Annotated in this window: 19 protein-coding genes; 5 read left to right on the top strand and 14 right to left on the bottom strand. The window is 34.8% G+C overall.

The window, feature by feature from the left end; translation table 11 throughout:
• Positions 1-18: 18 nt before the first annotated feature.
• Positions 19-1,446 (bottom strand): hypothetical protein, encoded by a 1,428-nt coding sequence (locus AC0VZ9_RS12200; protein ID WP_019382946.1) that lies wholly within the window; start codon positions 1,444-1,446, stop codon positions 19-21.
• 124 nt (positions 1,447-1,570) lie between these two features.
• Here AC0VZ9_RS12200 and AC0VZ9_RS12195 point away from each other — a divergent pair, with 124 nt between their 5' ends.
• The gene (locus AC0VZ9_RS12195) at positions 1,571-2,173 is read left to right on the top strand and encodes a hypothetical protein (RefSeq protein WP_009334796.1); all 603 of its coding nucleotides are present in this window, start codon (positions 1,571-1,573) and stop codon (positions 2,171-2,173) included.
• Positions 2,174-2,194: 21 nt separating this feature from the next.
• Positions 2,195-3,079 (top strand): glycosyltransferase, encoded by an 885-nt coding sequence (locus tag AC0VZ9_RS12190; RefSeq protein ID WP_009334797.1) that lies wholly within the window; start codon positions 2,195-2,197, stop codon positions 3,077-3,079.
• A 91-nt stretch (positions 3,080-3,170) separates the two neighbouring features.
• On the opposite strand, the gene sat is transcribed toward AC0VZ9_RS12190, so the two are convergent.
• From sat to AC0VZ9_RS12150, 8 genes are all read right to left on the bottom strand, one after another.
• Positions 3,171-4,334, bottom strand: a complete 1,164-nt coding sequence (sat, locus tag AC0VZ9_RS12185) for a sulfate adenylyltransferase (protein ID WP_009334798.1) — start codon at positions 4,332-4,334, stop codon at positions 3,171-3,173.
• 19 nt (positions 4,335-4,353) lie between these two features.
• On the bottom strand, positions 4,354-4,947 hold the full coding sequence (cysC, locus tag AC0VZ9_RS12180; RefSeq protein WP_009334799.1) for an adenylyl-sulfate kinase: 594 nt from the start codon (positions 4,945-4,947) through the stop codon (positions 4,354-4,356).
• A 33-nt stretch (positions 4,948-4,980) separates the two neighbouring features.
• Positions 4,981-5,838: a sulfite exporter TauE/SafE family protein gene (locus AC0VZ9_RS12175; protein WP_071157811.1), complete on the bottom strand. Its 858-nt coding sequence runs from the start codon at positions 5,836-5,838 to the stop codon at positions 4,981-4,983.
• Positions 5,839-5,974: 136 nt separating this feature from the next.
• The gene (locus tag AC0VZ9_RS12170; RefSeq protein WP_251157299.1) at positions 5,975-7,723 is read right to left on the bottom strand and encodes a glycosyltransferase; all 1,749 of its coding nucleotides are present in this window, start codon (positions 7,721-7,723) and stop codon (positions 5,975-5,977) included.
• Positions 7,716-8,459 carry a glycosyltransferase gene (locus AC0VZ9_RS12165; RefSeq protein ID WP_251157298.1) on the bottom strand — a complete coding sequence of 248 codons (744 nt, stop codon included), beginning with the start codon at positions 8,457-8,459 and terminating at the stop codon, positions 7,716-7,718. The genes AC0VZ9_RS12170 and AC0VZ9_RS12165 overlap by 8 nt, the downstream gene beginning before the upstream one ends.
• Positions 8,460-8,602: 143 nt before the next feature.
• Positions 8,603-9,376 (bottom strand): sulfotransferase domain-containing protein, encoded by a 774-nt coding sequence (locus AC0VZ9_RS12160; protein ID WP_251264954.1) that lies wholly within the window; start codon positions 9,374-9,376, stop codon positions 8,603-8,605.
• Between the two features lie 441 nt (positions 9,377-9,817).
• The gene (locus tag AC0VZ9_RS12155) at positions 9,818-10,531 is read right to left on the bottom strand and encodes a glycosyltransferase (RefSeq protein WP_071157819.1); all 714 of its coding nucleotides are present in this window, start codon (positions 10,529-10,531) and stop codon (positions 9,818-9,820) included.
• Between the two features lie 20 nt (positions 10,532-10,551).
• On the bottom strand, positions 10,552-11,370 hold the full coding sequence (locus AC0VZ9_RS12150; RefSeq protein ID WP_475397434.1) for a DUF4915 domain-containing protein: 819 nt from the start codon (positions 11,368-11,370) through the stop codon (positions 10,552-10,554).
• A 169-nt stretch (positions 11,371-11,539) separates the two neighbouring features.
• Between AC0VZ9_RS12150 and AC0VZ9_RS12145 the strand changes: the two genes are divergently transcribed.
• Positions 11,540-12,643 (top strand): glycosyltransferase family 4 protein, encoded by a 1,104-nt coding sequence (locus AC0VZ9_RS12145; protein ID WP_009334806.1) that lies wholly within the window; start codon positions 11,540-11,542, stop codon positions 12,641-12,643.
• Positions 12,644-12,843: 200 nt separating this feature from the next.
• Here the strand turns inward: AC0VZ9_RS12145 and AC0VZ9_RS12140 are convergent, their stop codons facing one another.
• From AC0VZ9_RS12140 to AC0VZ9_RS12120, 5 genes are all read right to left on the bottom strand, one after another.
• Positions 12,844-13,746: an NAD-dependent epimerase/dehydratase family protein gene (locus AC0VZ9_RS12140; protein ID WP_251156604.1), complete on the bottom strand. Its 903-nt coding sequence runs from the start codon at positions 13,744-13,746 to the stop codon at positions 12,844-12,846.
• Positions 13,743-14,570, bottom strand: coding sequence for a dTDP-4-dehydrorhamnose reductase family protein (locus AC0VZ9_RS12135; protein ID WP_009334808.1), 828 nt, complete (start codon positions 14,568-14,570; stop codon positions 13,743-13,745). The genes AC0VZ9_RS12140 and AC0VZ9_RS12135 overlap by 4 nt, the downstream gene beginning before the upstream one ends.
• Positions 14,571-15,557 carry a polysaccharide biosynthesis protein gene (locus AC0VZ9_RS12130; protein ID WP_009334809.1) on the bottom strand — a complete coding sequence of 329 codons (987 nt, stop codon included), beginning with the start codon at positions 15,555-15,557 and terminating at the stop codon, positions 14,571-14,573.
• Positions 15,550-16,641 carry a non-hydrolyzing UDP-N-acetylglucosamine 2-epimerase gene (wecB, locus tag AC0VZ9_RS12125; RefSeq protein ID WP_009334810.1) on the bottom strand — a complete coding sequence of 364 codons (1,092 nt, stop codon included), beginning with the start codon at positions 16,639-16,641 and terminating at the stop codon, positions 15,550-15,552. The genes AC0VZ9_RS12130 and wecB overlap by 8 nt, the downstream gene beginning before the upstream one ends.
• A gap of 187 nt (positions 16,642-16,828) precedes the next feature.
• Complete coding sequence (locus AC0VZ9_RS12120) at positions 16,829-18,064, bottom strand: BMQ_0737 family morphogenetic spore coat protein (RefSeq protein WP_226280720.1); 1,236 nt, start codon at positions 18,062-18,064, stop codon at positions 16,829-16,831.
• A gap of 154 nt (positions 18,065-18,218) precedes the next feature.
• On the opposite strand from AC0VZ9_RS12120, the gene AC0VZ9_RS12115 reads away from it, so the two are divergent.
• Positions 18,219-19,403, top strand: coding sequence for a hypothetical protein (locus AC0VZ9_RS12115; protein ID WP_019382440.1), 1,185 nt, complete (start codon positions 18,219-18,221; stop codon positions 19,401-19,403).
• Between the two features lie 97 nt (positions 19,404-19,500).
• Complete coding sequence (locus AC0VZ9_RS12110) at positions 19,501-20,400, top strand: hypothetical protein (protein WP_256814638.1); 900 nt, start codon at positions 19,501-19,503, stop codon at positions 20,398-20,400.
• The last annotated feature ends 77 nt before the right edge of the window (positions 20,401-20,477 follow it).

Genomic DNA, 20,477 nt, shown 5'->3' with positions numbered 1-20,477 from the left:
CCCGTTAGTTTTTTATTTTTAATATTTAAAAGGATTAAAAACGCTGCTCTGCGATCGAGCCTGAGGGTAGAATTTCTGGATTAAATCCAGTTTGTTCTGAGCTCGCTGCTGACTTGGATTCAATTGTCTTGGCTGATTATTCATATTCCTTGGCATTCCATTTACATTAGGGGTCCTGGACCTCCTAACGGAGCTTTGTTTTTGTTCAAATTGTCTCATTTCTGTTCTTTGGCTGCGTTGAGGAATTGCATTTTGCTGCTTCATCTTTTTCGATAATTTTTCCTTCTTCTGCATATTCTGCGGAGGTAATGAAGGTTGGTTATTCATATTTTCATATTCTTTTAACTGCTGGGATTTTGCATCCAGCTCTTCTTTCAAACGATCCAATTCTGATATCTTTTTTTCAAGACTAATATTTTTCTGCTTATATTCCTGAATCTCTTCTTTGAGCTGCTGGATTTCATATAGATACTCATCTTCACTGCCAGCTATGGCCTGCAGATTTTCCTTTAGGTCAACCATTTCCTGCAGATAAAGTTCCTCATTTTTTTCATACTGGTCAAATTGCTTACTAAGCTTCTCCAGAACTTCTTCATATGAACTAACCGTAGCTTTCAACTCATTGATGGTACTTTGTAATTCTGCTGTTTTTTCCAAATACTGAGTTTGTTTATCTCCATTAAGCCAATTCCAAGCCAACTCTAACCAACTCCCTCTCTTTATGTTATTCATGTCCATTTCATGATGAATAGGCATAATAATCTCTTTTATTGCCCAATTTTCATGGATTATCTGGTAATCGGTGCCCAACTTCTGTATCATCAAATAATCCTTTTTCTTTAACTCGGATAATTCGTTAATCTTTCTTTCGATCAGTTTAATGCTCTGCTTTTTATCTGCCCCTTTTTGAGTTACAGGGTATGAAGCCCCTGGTTCTAAGCTTCTTGCTTCATGCTTTAACTGGTGACGCACTTTTTTATTTCCGTTTCCATTTTTTCGCTGTAGTGCGTTCTTGTAAAACTGTGTTCTCTTTTCGTGAATAGCAGCCAAATGTTTATAATCGGATATTTCTTTTTTCATTTGTTTTTTTTGTAATACAAATTCTTTGATCATTAATTCTTTTTTCTTTTTATCTTTTCTCCATTTTCCCTCCTCGAGGCGAAGATGCTTTAAATAATGCCTGATTTCACCAATGATCATTTCTGTTTGGAGGAGAGCATCCTGCGGGTTATTAGATTTCTCCTTATGGACTGAAAAGCTGAGAGTCTTTTGATTTGTTATCTTATTAAAGGAAATCTTATTATCCTGGTCGTTTTGTAAACTTTTTCTGTTTGGCTGTATATCATGTTTGGAGGAAAAAAGTCTGCCTTGAAGATTTTTCATCTCACACGAGTATAGTTGCCAAGTGCCGTTCCTCACTAATACCATTTTGGCCCTTTTCAACATTTCACTCTCCTCCCTCTGCACAGATTCTTGATATATCTATATGTATTTATTTTTGTCACGTTACAAGCTTAAAGAACATTAAGTTATTACTACTGATGACAATGTTAATTCCGAGGTGTTAAGCATGGAAAAGATTTATCTTCTTGATGAGTTTTTAACTGTTCCCTATTTGAAGGAACTCGTGAAAAGCAATGGTTTGAAAATGGTAAATCCCCCGCCGCAAGAGCTTGAAGAGACCCTGAGATATTATAAACAGCGACTAAGAAGCTCATTAGACGAGCCATTTATCATGAATGATCACCAAAAAGCTAAAGTGAGAATCCCGCTAAACCAAGACGAGTACTATTGCATGGAATGGAACATGACGAAGCTGAAGTACCTTATAAACCGAGCACAAATAAAAAAAGTGGAAGTCACAGAAAAGATCATTGCTTCTTCTCTCCCGGCTCATTGCGAAGGTGATAAAGATGGTAATTGGACACTGCTATCCTTCCCTCCAATCACAAGCAAATATATCCTTGCCGAAGGAAATAAGGAAAACATAAGCACCGATCAAAAAATATGGGATGCCTATCTAATCCAGCCTCAAATACACCTCCAGGCAGTGACCCGTTCTATTTATAGGTATTTATTTGCTATCCATTTTAATTATTCCCTTATATGCAGTTATATCGCCGGGCAGCTTACCCTTAAGGAAGTGGAAGCGAGGGTTCTTCCAGTAATATAACAATAAAGGAGTGAAATAAATTTGCTTGCTTCCATCATCTTTCCTGTAAAAAACGAAGGAATAAACGTAAAGAACACACTTGAATCTTTTTTCTCCGTAGAGATTGGCTCTCCATATGAAATCATTGTTGTAAATGATCAGTCTGATGATCATTGCTGTGATTTTCTTCGGGATCAGTTTCTGAATAAAAATATCACAGTAGTGAATACATCCGGTGTCGGGGCAGCAAATGCAAGAAATGCAGGGGCAGAAAAAGCAAATGGGAGCATTCTTGTGTTTTGTGATGCCCATCTGGAATTTGAAGATTCGTGGCTAGACAGACTGCTTGAACCAATTCTTGAGGGGACCTGCGATTCCATTACCCCTGCCATTGGCGCTATAGGTAATCCCAATTTTATCGGGTATGGCCAAACACTATGGGTAAATGAAAGATCAAATAAGTTCAGGACCCACTGGAACACAAAAAGAGATTATCTATTTGAAACCGCCGTTCTGCCAGGCGGATGCTTTGCGATCAGACGGGATGTATTTGAAGATGTGGGAGGATTTGAAACAGGGTTTCCGACTTGGGGACATGAAGATGTGGAACTTTCTATTAAGCTCTGGTTATTCGGCTACAATTGTTATGTACAGCCAAAGACGAAAGTACTGCATTTATTCCGGAAAGTACAGCCCTACAAAATTGAACTGGAAGATTACTACTATAACCTATTAAGACTTGCCTATCTGCATTTTAACCCCAGCCGCATTCAAAAGATCCGTAAAATGATGATAAAGCATACTAAATCAAAAGATGTTGAAAAAAGAGTGATTCAGAATGGGGCAATGGAGAAGAAACAGGTTTATTTGAAGAAAAGGAAATTTGATGATGATTGGTATTTTCGGAGGTTTGGGGTTGAGTTTTGATAGCATTTATAAAAATTAAAGCAAACAAGGAACCAGCCTTCAGCATCAATTAACAGACTCCGAGGATGATTCCTCAAATGAACTCTAAATGTTAAACGTTATTGCTAAACCCCTTCCTTAATATATCCGCTACTTCAGGCCTTGTAATTTCAGGTGGAAGCTGCTCTCCATTTCTTAGCATCTCCCTAACTTTGGTGCCGCTTAGAAAGAAGCGGTCCTCTTCTAAGTGGGGACACGTCTTAGCGGACGCCATATTCATGCATTTTTTACAGTAAAAACTATGTTCAAAAAATAACAGTTTAATTCCAATTTTTTCGGGGTCAAAATTGGAAAATATTTTTTGAGCATCATAAGTTCCATAATAATTTCCGACACCTGCATGATCTCTGCCGACAATGAAGTGTGTGCACCCATAATTTTTACGGATAATAGCGTGATGCACAGCTTCTCTCGGACCTGCATAGCGCATAGCACCTGGAAATACTGCCAGCTTAACTCGATCCATTGGATAATATTTATCAAGCAATACACTATAGCTTTCCATTCTGATATCTGCTGGTATATCATCCTTTTTTGTTTCTCCGACAAGGGGATGAAGTAAAAGACCATCTACCATCTCCAATGCACATTTTTGCAGGTATTCATGGGCCCGATGTACTGGATTACGTGTCTGGAAGCCAACGATAGTACTCCACTTCAAGTCATTGAACATTTTTCTTGTTTCAGCTGGTTCTTTTAGATAGTCTTCAAAAGGGGCATGTGAAGGCTGATTAATTGCATAAACCGGACCTGCAACATAAATATCCCCCTGGGTATTTAACTTCTTCACACCAGGATGATTATGATCGTTTGTGCCGTAAACCATCAATGCCTCATATTCTTTGTTGTAACTATATATTTCCTCTATTTTAATTACTCCGTAGGTAATATCATCTTTCCCTCTTAGGAGGACTTCATCTCCTATTTCAAGTTGTTCAGCCTCCTCTTTATCAACGGGAAGAGTGATGGGGATTGTCCAAGGAAGACCGCTTGGGAGATGCATGTTTTCCAAAACACTAAGGTATTCCTTTTGATTCATAAACCCGCGAAGCGGACTGTAACCGCCATTCGTAATCAGTTCAACATCAGATATTGTCCACTTCGAAATTGAAATATAAGGCATGGAATCTTGTTTTGATAAATATTTTTTTCTCTCTCCTTCAGATAACTTGCCATTTACTAAATTTCCACCGTGGGGGTCAATAATTGAATTCATTTTTTCCCTCCTTAGCCATTTACAGTAATCTTTTCAGATAATCATAAAGAATTTCTGTACACTCTTTTATCGAATAGTTAGAAGTCTCTAAGATGATTTCTGGATTCTCAGGCACTTCATAAGGCGAAGAAATCCCCGTAAATTCTTTGATTTCACCATTTTTTGCCCTTTGGTACAAGCCCTTTGGATCTCTTTTTTCGCACTCTTCCAAAGAGCAATTGACATACACTTCAATAAACTCGTCCTTTTCAACCATATCTCTGACCAGTTTACGCTCTGAAGCGAATGGTGATATAAAGGTAACCAGAACCACAATTCCGCTATCTACAAATAATTTTGCTACCTCTCCGATTCTGCGAATATTTTCTTTTCGATCTTCCTGACTGAATCCTAAATCGTTATTCAGTCCCTGCCGAATATTATCTCCATCTAAAATAAAGGTGGAGATACCTTTTGAATGAAGAATGTCTTCCAGTTCATTTGCGATGGTTGTTTTACCTGATCCTGATAAACCAGTAAACCAAATAATCTTACTATTATGTCCATGAAGAGCTCTTCTTTTTTCTTTTGTTACTTTAAATATAGGAGAATATAAATTCTTGTCTTTTTCCATGCCTTCCCTCCTTTTTGTATGACAGAACCTGTATCAGCTCTTATTCTTTTTAATTGTATAAATAATGGCTATTATCCAAAGCATAAAAAGACAGGGATATATAAAGTAAGATAATGTAATCCCTATGCCAGATAAATTAATAATGGTATGCAAATTGGTTATAATGATCACTCCACCTACTGCGACTCCAAGGAGGTAGGAAGGAAGGATCCTTACGAGCCATGCTGCAATAGGAGCAGCAAACAATCCACCTAGCATTAACGCAAGAACCCAAAACCAATCAAATTCCTTCCAGCCTAAAGAGATAAGAAACCCTGCCGTTGCTGATAATGCTATTACAAATTCACTCGTATCAACAGTTCCAATCACTTTTCTGGGAGCAGTGTCTTTTTGGGCCAGAAGAACAGGTGTTGTAATGGGCCCCCATCCGCCTCCACCGGTAGCGTCAGCGAACCCGCCTAATAGACCAAGGATTGCAGCTTTCCTGTTAGATAACTGGATTCCCTTATTCTCATTTGGAATACTATTAAGAAACAAAAAGCGGAATAAGATATAAACTCCCAATAACAACAAAAAAACAGATATAAAAGGCCTGACAGCTTCTCCTGGCATGCTGCTTAAAAAGCATGCTCCAATAAATGCCCCTACACCACCGGGTAGAATTAATTTCATTACTGTCCCTCTATCTACATTTCCAAACTTAAAATGAAAAAAACCTGAAGCAGCAGTCGTAACCACTTCCGAAATGTGAATACTGGCAGATGCAACCGCAGGAGCCATACCTAGCATTAAAAACAAAGAGGAGGATGTAACTCCGTAAGCCATCCCTAGTGATCCGTCAATTAATTGGGCAATGAATCCAACAATTGTAACAGTAAGTAATTTTCTCAATTCTTCTGCTCCAATCTGTTTTTTTTTATACACGAGGGTATACCTTTATTAGATTCAAAACTCTTGTATCATGAAACGGCTAATGCACCAAGGTAAAAGAAAAAAACTGGAAAGCTATATCTTCCCAGAATTTGTTTTACATCTTAATAATGTTCTTAAAATTACTTGCAAACGGCTTAACTTTAGGATACCTTTCTAATTCTTCAAGATTTTTTATAATTTGTTCTTTATTTACTGAACTAGTATTTAGTAAGTTTGTTAATGGTTCTTCTTTCCATAGTTTAACAGATATTCTTTGGAGTATTTGCTCTAATAACTTCGGAATTCCTTTATAAATATTAGAATATCCACTTAAAAAGTTCAAGTATGAATCATAAATTAAGTGTACATTAGGAACGGATATACCCAAGAAATGCAATATAAAAATCCTTAATTGTACCTCAGGATATTTATTAAACACTCGGACAAAATTTTTAATAGCATCTTGAGGATTTGTCTTTGAAATAGGGTGTTCTTGATGATAGGCTGCTAACCCATTATGATTAAAAAATCTATACCCCTTTTTATATAAACGATATCCAAGTTCATGATCATCCCAGCCGTATCCTGGGTACTCTTCAAATAGGCCTACTTCCTTAATGGCCTTTGCCTCAACAGAAACATTCCCAGTGCAAAATAAGAGCCATGGAAAGTGAAACCCATTCAGATTATTCCCAAAACGATTAAAAAGCGTTTCTTTGTAAACCTTTACGAATGGTTTATCAAATGAATAATTTTGATATGATTGATTACTAACCTCTTTTTCAGTTAATAGTTTAACAGTCTTACCACTTTTTATCTCATTCAAAGTACTAGGAGTAAAAGTCGGATAGTTTTTCAACAGCTTCATTATTTGAGTCTTTTGTTCCATGTTGTATCTTGGATGATATATTGTATATAATCCTTTAAGTACCAAGCTTCCACAAATGACTATTTTTTTGTTCTCCTTATGTCCTTGGTAATGCAGAGAAACAAAGTCAGGCTTAACAATTATCTCTGCATCCAAAAATACAATAACTCGGCCTCCAGCATTCTGAATCCCAAGGTTTCTCATACTAGCCCTTCCAATATTTTGGTTGGATCTTATATATTTTAAATCAAATGAAAAATTGTGTTCATTGATTATAGAAGCAGTTTTGTCAATTGATCCATCATCGACAATAATTACTTCATACTTTTTCTTATCAAAATGCTGGCATTCTAAGGAATGAAGTGTTAACAATAATTCTTGATATTTATTAAAGGTCGGCAATATTATACTGACTTCGTAGTCAGATTTCTTCCCATTTTTATAGGCAGACCCGCTTAAAAAGTCATAACCCCACACAATATTTTGATTTACATTCATATCTTCCCTCATTAACCGAATTTCTGATTGGTTTGGGGGTACTTTCCAAAGTTTTATTGATTGGATTTTTCCATAGAAACACCCATCTTTAATGTTGCCGCCAAAAACCAAAGATGGACAAATGTGAGTATATCTGCTTTTTGTCCCCACAGCTACTTCCTTTTCATTAATATACACTGTTGGTGTCTTATCTATATAAATAAGGACTACTTTAATCCACTCATTCTGATTTATAGGCAAACTTATAACTGTTTCAACATTATTTTGATATTTTTCAACCACACATAACCTATTACTTTGGAATAATATACCTGCTACAGCAAAATTTCCTTCAATATTATTTACCTCTGGTGAAATAAGATATGATGCATTTTCATTATTTGACCTTCTTTGTGGTAAAATCACACATTCATATTTAAAATTATCAATTATTTGCCGAGGGTTAAATTGTGCAGCAATATATTCATTCCCTCTAAAAGTAAATGGAGAGTTAAACATGTTTCTCTCCTCTCTGTTCTGAAAAAAATTTATTATATTTGACTCTATAATTCTCTCTAAGTTCATAGAATTCTTTCATTTGATCTTTATTATGACGAATTGATCCCATTAAATCATGGACCCGGTAGTTAGTTAAAGTACAATGGAAATAATGAAGAGGAAAATGGGCCGAAGTTCTTATCCAGTAATCATAGTCTTGTGCATATTTTAAAGTTTCGTCAAAATATCCAATTTTTTCAATAACCTTCCTGGACATCATAACCGTACAACCATTTATAGGATTAAAATCTTTTAATGATTGTAAAACTTCTATTCCGCTCTTGAAATGTATCCCAACATTATATTTTTTTATCTGATTATGGCTATCGATAATATTAAAATTTGTAAAACTAAAAAATGATTTATTCTCTTTCATAAAATTAAGCTGTAGTTCGATTTTCTTCTCAGAAAATAAATCATCTGAGCTTAACCAAGCTAGATATTCACCATTTGCTATCTTGATTCCCTCATTTAAAGCAGACGCAACACCTTTATTTTTTTGTTCTATATATATAATTCTTGATAAGTATGGTTTTAATAATTCATTATACATATAGGACCCATCATTAACTAATATAATTTCGATATTCTTGTAAGTTTGTCTTAATACGGTTTCAATTGCCTGGGGAACATATTTACAATTATAAAATGGTATTAAAACACTTACTAATGGCAGTTCTTTACTCAAACTTCTCACTCCTTTGTTCGAAAAATAAAAGATAAATCAGTTTCCATATACTATTTTCAACAACTGCTAATAAAATCATAGACCTTTTGTGGATTTTTAGATTTGGCCTAATCTTCCTTTGACTCGATCGCAAAATCGGCCATGTTTATAAATCACCAATTATTGTCCTTTTCATAACCTAGTTTAATGATCAAATCACCAGCTACTTTTTTAAAGTTCGCTTTATTTCTAGATGTAAATTCTTCACGCCACCCTCCAAATTTGCCTTGTCTATATGTCCATGAGTTTTTAGTATCAATGTTGTTTTTCATTATTTTTAAGAATTCACTTTTACTTATGTTTAGGTTTCTTAGATCTTCCCATAAAAAATTTATTATTTTTAATATTTCAGTATCTGCAGTTAAATTATTTACTAGATCTTCGTAACGTATGCTGCACACGCTGGGATCTTTACGCCATTCATAAATTTTATAAGTTTCCTCATAAATGCCTGGATAATGTTTCTTAACCCCCCACTTATTTTCATTTTCTTCACCAATCAGATCTACTCCAAGAATGACAGCATCTAATTGATCTTCAAATAAGGTAATTCTCTTTTTAAAAACTTGATGAAGAGGATGATCAAAAAATACATCATTAATAAAGTAAACCATTGAAACAGCAACATCTCTTAAGTCTCTGTAAATGAATATCTGATTTATTGACTTACTTTGAAGTCCGCTTGAAAATTTTTCATTATATGGCAGGTGACTATAGACCAATTCACCTTCCTTAATACTTAGTACATCATTTTCATTGTTTACCCAATATGATTTACCTTGATATAATTTAGTTATGCCTTTTACTAATTGTATTACTAAATTAGTACTGCTTTTTGGGACAGAGTTAATAAATATCTTAGGTTGTTTAAAAGATTTGTTTTGCACTTTTTCACTCCTATTTAATGTTTTTATGATAGTAATTTAATCTCTTCTAATACAAATTCTTTCATAGTTAAAACGCCATGTTACATTCAAACAATCTTTCCACACAAATCTCCCTCGATAATTACTTAATACGGAAATGAAAATTAAATTTAAATACCCTTCAACCTGTCTTTTATAGGTTATGTCTAATTCTTATTCTTGCTATAGGCTGGTTTTATAGAATTATTCTTTATATTTACAAAATCCTCTTTTGCCTAGCCATGATCAATATTTTCAATCCTGAATTGATTTGAAAAGCAAAAAAATTTATTTAAAGCAGGCATAAATTAATGTCACAAAATATTTTTTCAATTAGAAAGTTTATTAATATAGGTTATACCGGCAAAAGATCTAGCTAAAAAAACAGCAGCTTGTCTATAGAAGCTGCTGTAAAGTAATTAATTATTTTTCTTTTAAATATTTCTCCAGTTCTGTTTTATATTTTAGTTTTACTTTCCTTGATTCCTTCAACACATCATTTAAATATTGTTTACTTCCCATTTTCCCATGAACTCTATACAATGTGAGTGGAATATTTAAATGTCCTATTTTAAATTTTAGAAACACCCTAATCCAATAATCATAGTCATTGGCATATCTCAGTGATTCATCAAAAAGCCCAATACTTTTAGTAACCTCTCTCCGCATCATAATAGTGGAACCGTTTATCGGGCAGCCTACTATTAGGCTTTTTAGGAGCTCTTCAGAGTTTAAAGGACCAACAGAATCAGATATTATTCGATTCTTTTCATTAATGCAAAAGTAATTGGTATAAGAAAACATATACATTTTGTTTTTCATAAAATCTAATTGTGTTTCGACTTTTGTATTAATAAATAAATCATCTGAACTCAACCATACAATATATTCTCCCTTTGAATTCCTTATTCCCTCATTTAATGCTGAAGCAGTTCCACCATTTTTTTTTCTTATATAGAAGATCTTGTCCTTAAGTGGTTTTATCATTGGTATATGAGAAGTTGATCCATCATCCACCACAATAACTTCAATATTTCTATAAGTTTGTTTTAATGCACTAGAAATTGCTCTCTGGACATATTTACAATTATAGAATGGAATAATAATAGAAACTAAAGGATATTCATTTAATTCCACAATCTTTCACCTCTTTGTAATCAGATAAAAATAATTCCATATATTTCCAAGGAGGGGATTGGCACAAAAGTTGATAGTTTATTATTCATATTTAATAAATAGACTCCACAGTCTGAAGAAATATTAGGATGCTTTTCTAATAATTTATTTATATGTCTAGTTATACTTTGGCCAATTAGAACCGTTTCATTCTGAACAGCTAGACCTCTCGTATAACCAAGACATTTAAATAATATATTATTTTCTTTACGTACAGAGAATTCTTCCGAATTACAAAAATACAGATCATTCTTATATAACATAACACTATGAGGCTGAGATATTCCTTCATATAGAACATTCTTAACTTTCTTCTTTTTTAAAGAATATTCAACTACCCCGCCTCCAATATTAAATTGGCCAGGTAAATGAAACATTGATACAAAAAGACTATTTTCTTCAATAAATATATCATTAATATGGCAAATATCTGTTGCTCTGTTGGAAGAAAAGCAAATCTCATCGACTCTGTTTAATCCATTTGATAAATCATATATGCCAATACAATTAAGCTTAGTTTCTGCTAAATAAGCAAAATCTCCACTAATAGCTATACCATGCAGATCTAATCCTTTTCCTGCATGGCTAAAATTTACAACATTTAAACTTTCATCCAATAGAATAATTCCTTCCTCATTTGATGCGACAACAAATGCCTTACCATATCTAGCTATTCCTCTGCATTCAATATCTAATATTATTTGAAGTGTATTCATTCCTTTTTGGCGTTTCAGATGGTATAGTCCTCCATTTTGGTTACAGCAGCTTATCAGTGCATTAAAATCTTTAACTTGTAACATATACAACACTCCAACAATTTTAACTATGTTTTAGTTACTTTTATTTTCTTAGTAAACAAAACACCTTTCAAGGTATTTTATGCATATATAATAATGAGTGCGCAATATATTAATCATAGGATTAAAATATTTGGAAATAAACTTATTCAAATAAATCGAGGTGGAATTATTGGACTTATCTAAAAAAACCGGAGCAGGCGGAATTAAAGTTTTATTTACGTATTATATTCCCAGTGGAGGTATCGAGACACTAAATAGACAGCGTTTTTATGCTCTAAGTAAAGCAGGAGTTACCTGTCACTTTTTGTATAAACAACATGGAACCGGATTACAGAATATGTTAAAACCAGTTTTTGTTCTTGATAAAGAAGAACTTATCAGGGAGTTAGTTATTCGTGAAAAGTATGATGCTATAGTAGTGGCATCAGATCTTCAAATGCTTGAGAATTTAAAGAAATGGGGAATTAAAAGTACATTAATCTATGAAGTTCAAGGACTTGGCTTCTATAAAGAATATGCAGAAAAATTCATTAAAACTCAAGCTTATGATATTATTAATAATTTTGCTGATGGAATTTTATACCCTAGAACGCCTCATTTAATAAAAGCTTTTGAAAAATATTTTCCCAATAAAAAGAAATTTTGCTTTCACAATTGCTTTAACTCAAAAAGTTTTCATTATAAGAAACTGCCTGCTCCTAAGAACCCTATCCTTGGCTGGGTTGGAAGGATAGAAGAAAATAAAAATTGGAGGGATTTTTTAACAATAGGGTCAAAGTTAAGTGAATCTATCCCCAATATCCAAATGTGGATGTTTGAAGACAATACTCTTTCAAAACCTGAATCAAGAAAAGAATTTGAAAATATGGTATCTTCCCTCAAACTGAATAACAGATTAACAATCTACCCTAATCAACCTCATAGTAAGATGGCAGACTACTTTTCAATGATCGGGGATTCTGGTGGCCTGTTATGCTCTACCTCAAAAGTTGAGGGTTTTGGATACGCAGTTCTTGAAGCTATGATTTGTAGATGTCCTGTCCTTACAACAGATTCAGATGGAGTCCGAAGCTTTATTGTTCATAACCATACAGGAAAATATTATAAACAGGGAGATATCAATCATGCTATCCAGGAAGCTAAAATATTACTAACAAACATTCCTATTAGAAATGAAATAAGAAGAAATGGAGTAGCACATATTGAAAAAATATTTTCGCCTGAAATTTATGCTGCTAATTTTCTGAATATGCTTATTACATTAAAAGAATAAAAATAATTTCAACCATTACATTCTTCAACCACTAGCTTTTTATAGGATTTGTATTATTTTGTTAGTTTCATAGCTGTGTTTACATTTTAAACTAATGATTTTACTATTATAAATGGCAGCCATTCAAAAGATCGTAAATCAAGAACATTTTAATATCTCATCTAAGTTAATCTGTAAATTTCTAATAGAAGAAACCCATTTTAATAAGGGTTTCTTCTATAATATTTAAGATTATCCTCAAGTGATTTTTTAAAAGAGATAAATGGTTTCCACCCCAATTGGTTTATTCTTTCAGATGATATCTTAACTTTATCTTCTCTAATGCTCCTTTCAGATATTTTAACTTTAAAGTTAATGGGTGTCATCGTTTTAAATATTTTTACAACTTCCCCTAGTGAGCGGCTTTTTCCAGATGAAATTGGATAAATTTCTTTACTTACCCCGTTCTTTAAAAGAATTTCATAAGCTCTGACGGCATCTCGAACGTCTATGAAGTCACGCTGAGCGTACAGATTGTTCACATTAAGAATATGTTCTGCTTTTTGGCTTTCCATTTCAGCAATCTTTTTTGCAAACATAGAACATACCCCGTTTGAATTGCCTGGACCTATTAAATTCGTTGGTTGGGCAATGACAATCGAAAGGCCATAAAGTTCTGCCCAAGCTCTGGCAGCTAGCACTTGAAATGTTTTACTGAGACTATATGGATGGGTAATTGCAGAGATATTGGAAGGGTCGATTTGAAGAGCGGATCCTACTATGACAGACTTTGATTCAGGGCATTCTTTATGGATAGCATCCAGTATATATACAGTTGAAAGCAGATTGGTTTCCAACGTTCCTGTTGGATCGGACCATGATTGACCAACATGGTTTTGACCGGCCAAATGCAACAGATATTGCGGTTTTACTTTCTTTATTAAATTTAGCACCAATTCTTTGTTATGAAGATCGCATTGTTCTACCATAACATTATCAATAGCAATATCCTTACTTCTTGTAACAGCAGTTACCTCATATCCGGCAGATGCAAAATACCTGCAGGAATGGAGGCCAGTAAATCCAGCTGCACCAGTAATTAATATTTTAGACTTCCCGCTCACTTTTTTTTCATCCAGTCTCTAAGTTCCAATAGCATTTCCTTATAAGGCGGGACTTGATACTTCCAATCACTTCTTGTATTTATAATGGTTCTATCCTGTTTAATTTCGCTATCAGGCTGAATGACAACATCTCTTTTATTAAATATCTCTTTAATTAACATCAGCAAATTATATTTTGAAATTTTTTCATCACAAGATAAATGATAAAGTCCCGTTATATTCTGCTTAATCATCCAATCGATTGCCTTTGCCAATTCAAGAGTAGTAACACCATTCCAATAAACTTCCTTATATCCCTTTATGTTCCCTTTTTGCTTCATGAACCACAAAAATAATCCGATCCCACTTCCTTTTAATTCAGGGCCTATTATAGAAGTCCGAATGGTCAAATGTGTATCACTGATGATTTCTCCAAGCTGTTTTGATTCAGCATAAACAGAAGTCCCATCTGGTATATCATTTTCAGAATAATTCCCTTTCGTCCCTAAAAATACACAATCAGTGCTAATGTGAATTACCTTCCCATTGTATCTCTCTGCAAATTTGACTAATTGATGGGGAAGCAAACTATTAACCTGAAAAGCTAGCTTTTGGTTTTTTTCTGCAAATTCGTTCAATATTCCAATACAATTAATTATTACATCGGGCTTTTGCTTATTAATTACGTCCTCAAGCTTTAAAGAATCTGTGATATCAAGATAAATTCCATCTTCATCTTCTTTATTCCTTGAAGTATAAATGACATTATATTGTGGCTGCCTCTGAAGATAATCTACTATCATATGGCCTGCCATCCCTTTTCCTCCAAGGACTAATACCTTCATTTATATAAACCTGCCTTTCTTTAAAACTTTCCTGATTTCATCCGTGCTCATTAGGTCTTTGCTGGAATTATAATTTATTAGATTAACCGGTTTATAATTTGCATATTTTTCCTTCAAGCCATCAATATGAATACTTGGCAATATAACAAAATACTCTTCATCATAAGCAATTGTTGTTTCACTTTCATACTCTGAAAGCAGAAGTTCATGAATCTTCTCTCCTGGTCGAACACCCAGAATCTCAACATCGATTCCTTTTTTGCCCATATCCTCAGATAAAACATGTGCAAGATCCAGGATTTTACATGCTGGCATCTTCATGACAAAAATCTCCCCGCCCAAACTTTCAAAAGTGGCCTTAAAAACCAGTTTGATAGCTTCTTCAATTGTTAAGAAAAATCTTGTCATCTCTGGATCAGTAATGCCAATCCTGCCTTTTTCTATTATCTGTTTCTTAAAGACATGAATCACGCTTCCATTTGTTCCAAGAACATTCCCGCCTCTTATGCAAACAAATTTTGTGTCAGTGTTAAGTGTATTTGCATGGATGATTAGCCTTTCTCCCATCGCTTTAGATAATCCATAAAAATTTGATGGATTTGCCGCTTTATCCGTGGAAATGTATACGACTCTTTTTACCTTGTTATGAATCGCAGCTTCAATTACATTCTGGGTACCGTGAACATTTGTCTTTAATGCTTCTAGGGGCTGATATTCACATACAGGAACATGCTTCAGAGCAGCAAGGTGAAAAACATAATCAACACCCTCAGATGCTTCCATGATAATTTCTTTTTCTTTAATATCTCCGATCACAAAATGAAGCAGCGGGTTATTGTCAAATTCTTGCTTCATCGAAAATTGGTTAGATTCGTTCCTGGAAAAAATTCTTATCTCCTTAGGTTTATAATCTAAAAGCTGCCTAACGAGTTCATAGCCCCATGATCCCGTTCCTCCAGTAATTAGAATTGTCTGGTTCTTAAACAACTTCCATGCCTCCCATCAATAATTTCACCACTTTATCAGAAACACCTGTCTCGCCATATCCCTCAGGCAAAGACCAGTCTCTTTCTCCTTTTAGCATTACATTTACACAATTCAATATCTTTCCCGAGTCTATACCTGATAGAACATTGCTTCCGCAATCAATTGTTTCAGGTCTTTCCGTTGTCCGCCGTACTGTAACCGTTGGCACCCGAAAAATACAGCACTCTTCCTGGACAGTTCCACTATCCGTTAAGACACATAACGCCTTTTGCTCCAATTGAACAAAATCAAAGAAACCAAAGGGTTCATGAAATTCAACAAAGGTATTAAGCGTAAATGAATCAAGCTTTTGAAGCTTTGATCTTGTGCGGGGGTGAATACTGCAGATGATTCTTTTTCGATAAATCTCTGCCACCCTGTTGATTCCATTCATAATTTCTCTTAGGTGGCATAAATTATCTACATTCTCAGCCCTGTGAATAGTTACTAAGAAATATTCTTCCTGCTGTAGACCAAGCGTCTTAATTATCTGACTCTGATCAATACTTGTTTTGTAAGCACTTAATACTTCTTTTATTGGGTTCCCGGAAAGGATGATTCTGTTTTTTGGAAATCCTTCTTTCATTAAATTTTCTTTACTTTGTGGTGTATAAGGCAGATTAAAGCTAGCAATAGCATCAATTACTTTTCGGTTCTTTTCTTCAGGAACGTTCAAATCGAAGCAACGATTCCCGGCTTCCATATGAATAACCGGGATTCCCATTCTTTCAGCCAATATTGCGCTTAATCCACTATTTGTATCTCCCAGTACCAAAACCTTATCCGGCTTTTCTTTTAGAAGGATATTTTCTAATTGATTAAACATATTTCCAAGCTGGCCACCTAAAGTGGCCTGTTTTTTCGATAAGATATAATCCGGTTCCCTGATCTTTAATTCCCGAAAAAACAAGTCGCTTAATGATTCAGTAAAGTTTTGGCCGGTATGGACAAGTATGTGTTTTGAGGCTAATAAATCAAGCTTTTTAATAATAAGGCTAAGACGGATTATTTCTGGTCTTGTCCCCAAAATTGTCATAATTCTCACTTTGTGCACTCCTTTCTGCTAAAATCATTATTTCAATTCGTCCCTATTAACCTATTCATATATCTTTAATTTGAATAGGTTTGTATCATTCATTTAAGTTAATTTTTTTGCTGCCAAAACGGATTCTTTGAAAAAAAAAGAAGGGTTGCCCCTTCTAATCATAGCTATTTAACATTTATACTTGGGATTAGTCATCTAGTAAGTTAGGAAAAGTAACACAATCCTGTACAACTAAATCTTCATCTGGTACAAAATCTACTGCAGCAGCAGCAAAAGTTATCAGAGCTGTTCCAGCAAGATCAGTAAGGGTAATGGCATATGTGTCATCAGCTGATCCGATATTTTCTACTAATGTCAATGTGAACAATACAGTCCGGTCAGCAACTCCAGGGTCTGCAAAGCTTACTGTACCTGCCCCTTCAACAGTCATCGTTGTTACCCCAAGAACCTCTGTACATTCCGGCATTCCAATTTCTGAAGCAGTAAACGTAAAGCTTTGATCTACAGTACCTGTTCCTGTTCCTGTTGGAACAACGAAATCTTCGACAATCCAGGAAATAGTGCTCCCAGTTAATTGACAGTTATCGCAAATCTCAGCATTAAGTTCCGTAGTATAAGTTCCTGCAGCTAACGGTGCATCAAAAAGAATTGGTGCGAAGGTAATATCAACTGGACCAGTCAATGGATCTGTATCCACAAACGCCTGGCAATCACAGTTGTCGCGAGGGAAGAAGTCACATTGTGCAGGCCATTCGAATTCCGGACATACGCCGTTAGTAGGAAGTTCAATGTCATTTGGACGCGGGAAGCAGAATTTAGCAAGTACTTCTAGTTTTACATCTGCTTCTACTTGAATCTCGAAACAGATATCCAGCATAACCTGAAGGCCAAGGTCTGGGTCTCCAGTTTCGATGAAGTTAGTGTCACAGTCTAGTGAAATTAAACGGCAGAACACGTTATCAGCTGTAAACGGTTCTGGAGCACAAACAACTAAACGGCGGGATTCACTGATAGTAGGACGGAATTGGCAAATGATAGCACCTGTGCTATCAAAGATTGTAATTAGCGGTCTAATAGTGAAAATGACTTTTACAATGGCCACTTCTACTAGTCTGCCGCCTAGCGGAATTTCACGTCTTTCAATTCTGGAAGAAACTGTACACAATGCGTTTCCATCCGTATCTGGAGGATCAAGCGGGAAGAAGCCTCCTACATCTGGAACTTCGCATGTTACATCCAGCGGTGTTCTTCCTGCTGCAACCGCTGCAGCAACTGCAGCTGCGCAATCATCCGGCAAGGTTATACCTGTATCGGTAGAAATAGCATCAAAAACCCAGTCATAAACCTTGGATACCCGAATACATTCTTCTTGAACGTTATTAGGAGTCAATTGGGATCCTCTAATAGGTTTCAAGCAAATCATCCTTTCTAATAGGTTGTGTTTTCACTTCATAGTATGGATATATTTAGAATTGTGTTCTAATCAAATAGCCTGTTTTTGTTGATTCTCACGAATTCGGTCTCTTCTTCATATATATAGGTGTTACAAATGCAATTGATAAAAGGAGACTGTACACATGACCTATTCTGTTTTTATTGATGGCGAACTTTTAGGCAAAGCTCTCTATCAGTCAGCAGTTAGCCTAGCATTATTTTGTGAGCAGCAGGGATTTGAAGCAGTTATTGATCAACACAAAGAAACGATTAATATTGAAACCGGAAGAAAACAGCACCCTATCTCAATTTCTGCTCGTTCAAAGAACCAGCCAAGCCAGGACGCTGTTCTAAAATTGAATGATATCCTTAAAGCTGAGGGTCTGGATCTTTTGAAAGAGCCAAGTATCATTATATATTTGGATAGCATTGACCAGCAGTATTCTGATCAGCAATTGATCATTGAACATAATGTTCTTCTTGATGAAAGGCTCAAAAATCTTCTCATTATAGAGTTTAATAAAGCAAAAATACCTTTTGTTTTAAATGAAAAGAAAAATTTAGCTGCTGATGGGAAACAGCAATTAGCCTTCAGATCTCAATTTAACGAAGATGATCGACTAATATTAAGCATATCCCGTGCTTTGATCAGGTACTGCAGCGTCAAACCTGCTGCAAATAATTCGGCTATAGTGCCAATGCCACTTATAAAGTCCTGGTTAAGCTCCTTTTTAGATCAAGCACCACTGCCTAATACACAAGAAAAGAAAGCAGTAACAAAGGGTCCTGAAAAAACCATGAAACCCGAAAAGAATAAAAATAGCTCAGCAGTCAACAGCCAAGACCAAAGATTAAAGAAAGCCAATGCTGAAGTATTCCTAAATTACACAATGCTCATTCCAAGACCGGATGATGAACAAAAAGAGTATATGGTGAACGGTTCAATCATAATGAAAAATACTGGGGATCTTGATTTAAAGAATCCTGTCATATGCATTAAAATCCCCGTCGAACAAGGAATCTCTTTACAGGGCCAGATCCTGCCGCCTAAACTGGTTGCAGGTCTGGCAATGAAGGGCAGTGATGGAGAAAAAGGGTGGAAATATGTATATGATGATTGGAGAGATAGGGTGAAAACCAAAGGGGAATATTGGATTACTTCCATTCAGGAATTAACTATTCCCCCTGGAGGCTCTGAAGTATTCAACGGGTTAAAGGTCCTTATAAGAGAACCTAAAAATTCCTCGGTCGGTATCCATGCATTTGTATACTTTAATGAAGGCAAACAACAATACGCATCCAACAACACCATTTCACTTTCATTTTAAGCCTGTGTTAAACAGGCTTTTTATTTTGCAACAATCTGCCTATTAGCACATAGGATAGTGTATATGCTCCTAATTGTAAGGTCAGGAGGGCACATACATGTTGGATGCACCTTTCATTAAAGATAATGGGAAACAAGACTATAGAAATCTTCAGCAAAAAGTGATTTATCTTACTGCTGAAATCTCAAAATATAAAAATAAAATTAAGGATTATCAAGAAAATTATCATTACAGCCAATTGGAAACTTTGAAAAATGAGAACCAATACTTAAAGGAACAAATCCAAAAAAACCAGCAGGATGAATTAAATATAAAAGAACAACTTAGTTTTGCAATAGCCCGTTATGAAATGAAGCTGAAAGAACTTTCTTCTAAAGAAGCAGATTACCTCTCTAAGATTGAATCATTAGATGAACAAATCCAAAACAGTCAGAAGCTTATTTCAAACCTGCAGGAAAATAACACCTCTTTACGTCAGAAAATTGAAGAGTTTCATAAAAATAGAATCTACCTGCATAAACAACTTTCAGAAAAAGATTCTGATCTTATCAGATTGAAAAGTGAGAATAAACATCTCCAATCAAAGAATAATGACTTTAAAGACTTAGTTGTAAGTATGAAAGATGAATTGAACAAATACTCAAATCAATTAGAGACAATCGAAAAAAAGGATCAGCTAATTATAGACGACCTGCAATATAACCTATCCATACAAAAAGAGGAAAATGAAAAGCTTCTTCTTGAAATACTGGAATACAGTACCTTAATTAGTGAATATGAAGATAAAATAAAGAAAAATGAAATGAATATAAATGAATTAAAAATAAAAGATGATAAAAACCTTCAGCTTCAACAGCAAAATGAGCAGCTGGAAGCATTAAACAGGGATTTGTATGAAGAAAAGGTGTTGTTGGAGCATGTACAAAAAGAAATAATTGCTCAGTTACTATTAATTAGAGATGAGATCAAGGAATATCCAAACTCCCCTTTTAGTTAGGATGTTATCTCTTACGGTAAACTTATGGGCAATGTTAAGAAATAATGTATTGCAGCTGAAAGAATGTAGAATATCAG

It is taken from the genome of Cytobacillus sp. QJM3NY_8 (assembly GCF_056173585.1).
Note: the sequence above shows the minus strand (reverse complement) of the source record. Positions and strands in the feature narration are given on the sequence as shown.

What these genes read in the sequence shown, in the direction of transcription:
- AC0VZ9_RS12150 (WP_475397434.1), bottom strand. Translation starts at nt 11,370, where the DNA reads ATGTTACAAGTTAAAGATTTTAATGCACTGATAAGCTGCTGTAACCAA.
- AC0VZ9_RS12170 (WP_251157299.1), bottom strand. Translation starts at nt 7,723, where the DNA reads ATGTTTAACTCTCCATTTACTTTTAGAGGGAATGAATATATTGCTGCA.
- AC0VZ9_RS12195 (WP_009334796.1), top strand. Translation starts at nt 1,571, where the DNA reads ATGGAAAAGATTTATCTTCTTGATGAGTTTTTAACTGTTCCCTATTTG.
- AC0VZ9_RS12115 (WP_019382440.1), top strand. Translation starts at nt 18,219, where the DNA reads ATGACCTATTCTGTTTTTATTGATGGCGAACTTTTAGGCAAAGCTCTC.
- AC0VZ9_RS12120 (WP_226280720.1), bottom strand. Translation starts at nt 18,064, where the DNA reads ATGATTTGCTTGAAACCTATTAGAGGATCCCAATTGACTCCTAATAAC.
- AC0VZ9_RS12200 (WP_019382946.1), bottom strand. Translation starts at nt 1,446, where the DNA reads ATGTTGAAAAGGGCCAAAATGGTATTAGTGAGGAACGGCACTTGGCAA.
- AC0VZ9_RS12110 (WP_256814638.1), top strand. Translation starts at nt 19,501, where the DNA reads ATGTTGGATGCACCTTTCATTAAAGATAATGGGAAACAAGACTATAGA.
- sat (WP_009334798.1), bottom strand. Translation starts at nt 4,334, where the DNA reads ATGAATTCAATTATTGACCCCCACGGTGGAAATTTAGTAAATGGCAAG.
- AC0VZ9_RS12135 (WP_009334808.1), bottom strand. Translation starts at nt 14,570, where the DNA reads ATGAAGGTATTAGTCCTTGGAGGAAAAGGGATGGCAGGCCATATGATA.
- cysC (WP_009334799.1), bottom strand. Translation starts at nt 4,947, where the DNA reads ATGGAAAAAGACAAGAATTTATATTCTCCTATATTTAAAGTAACAAAA.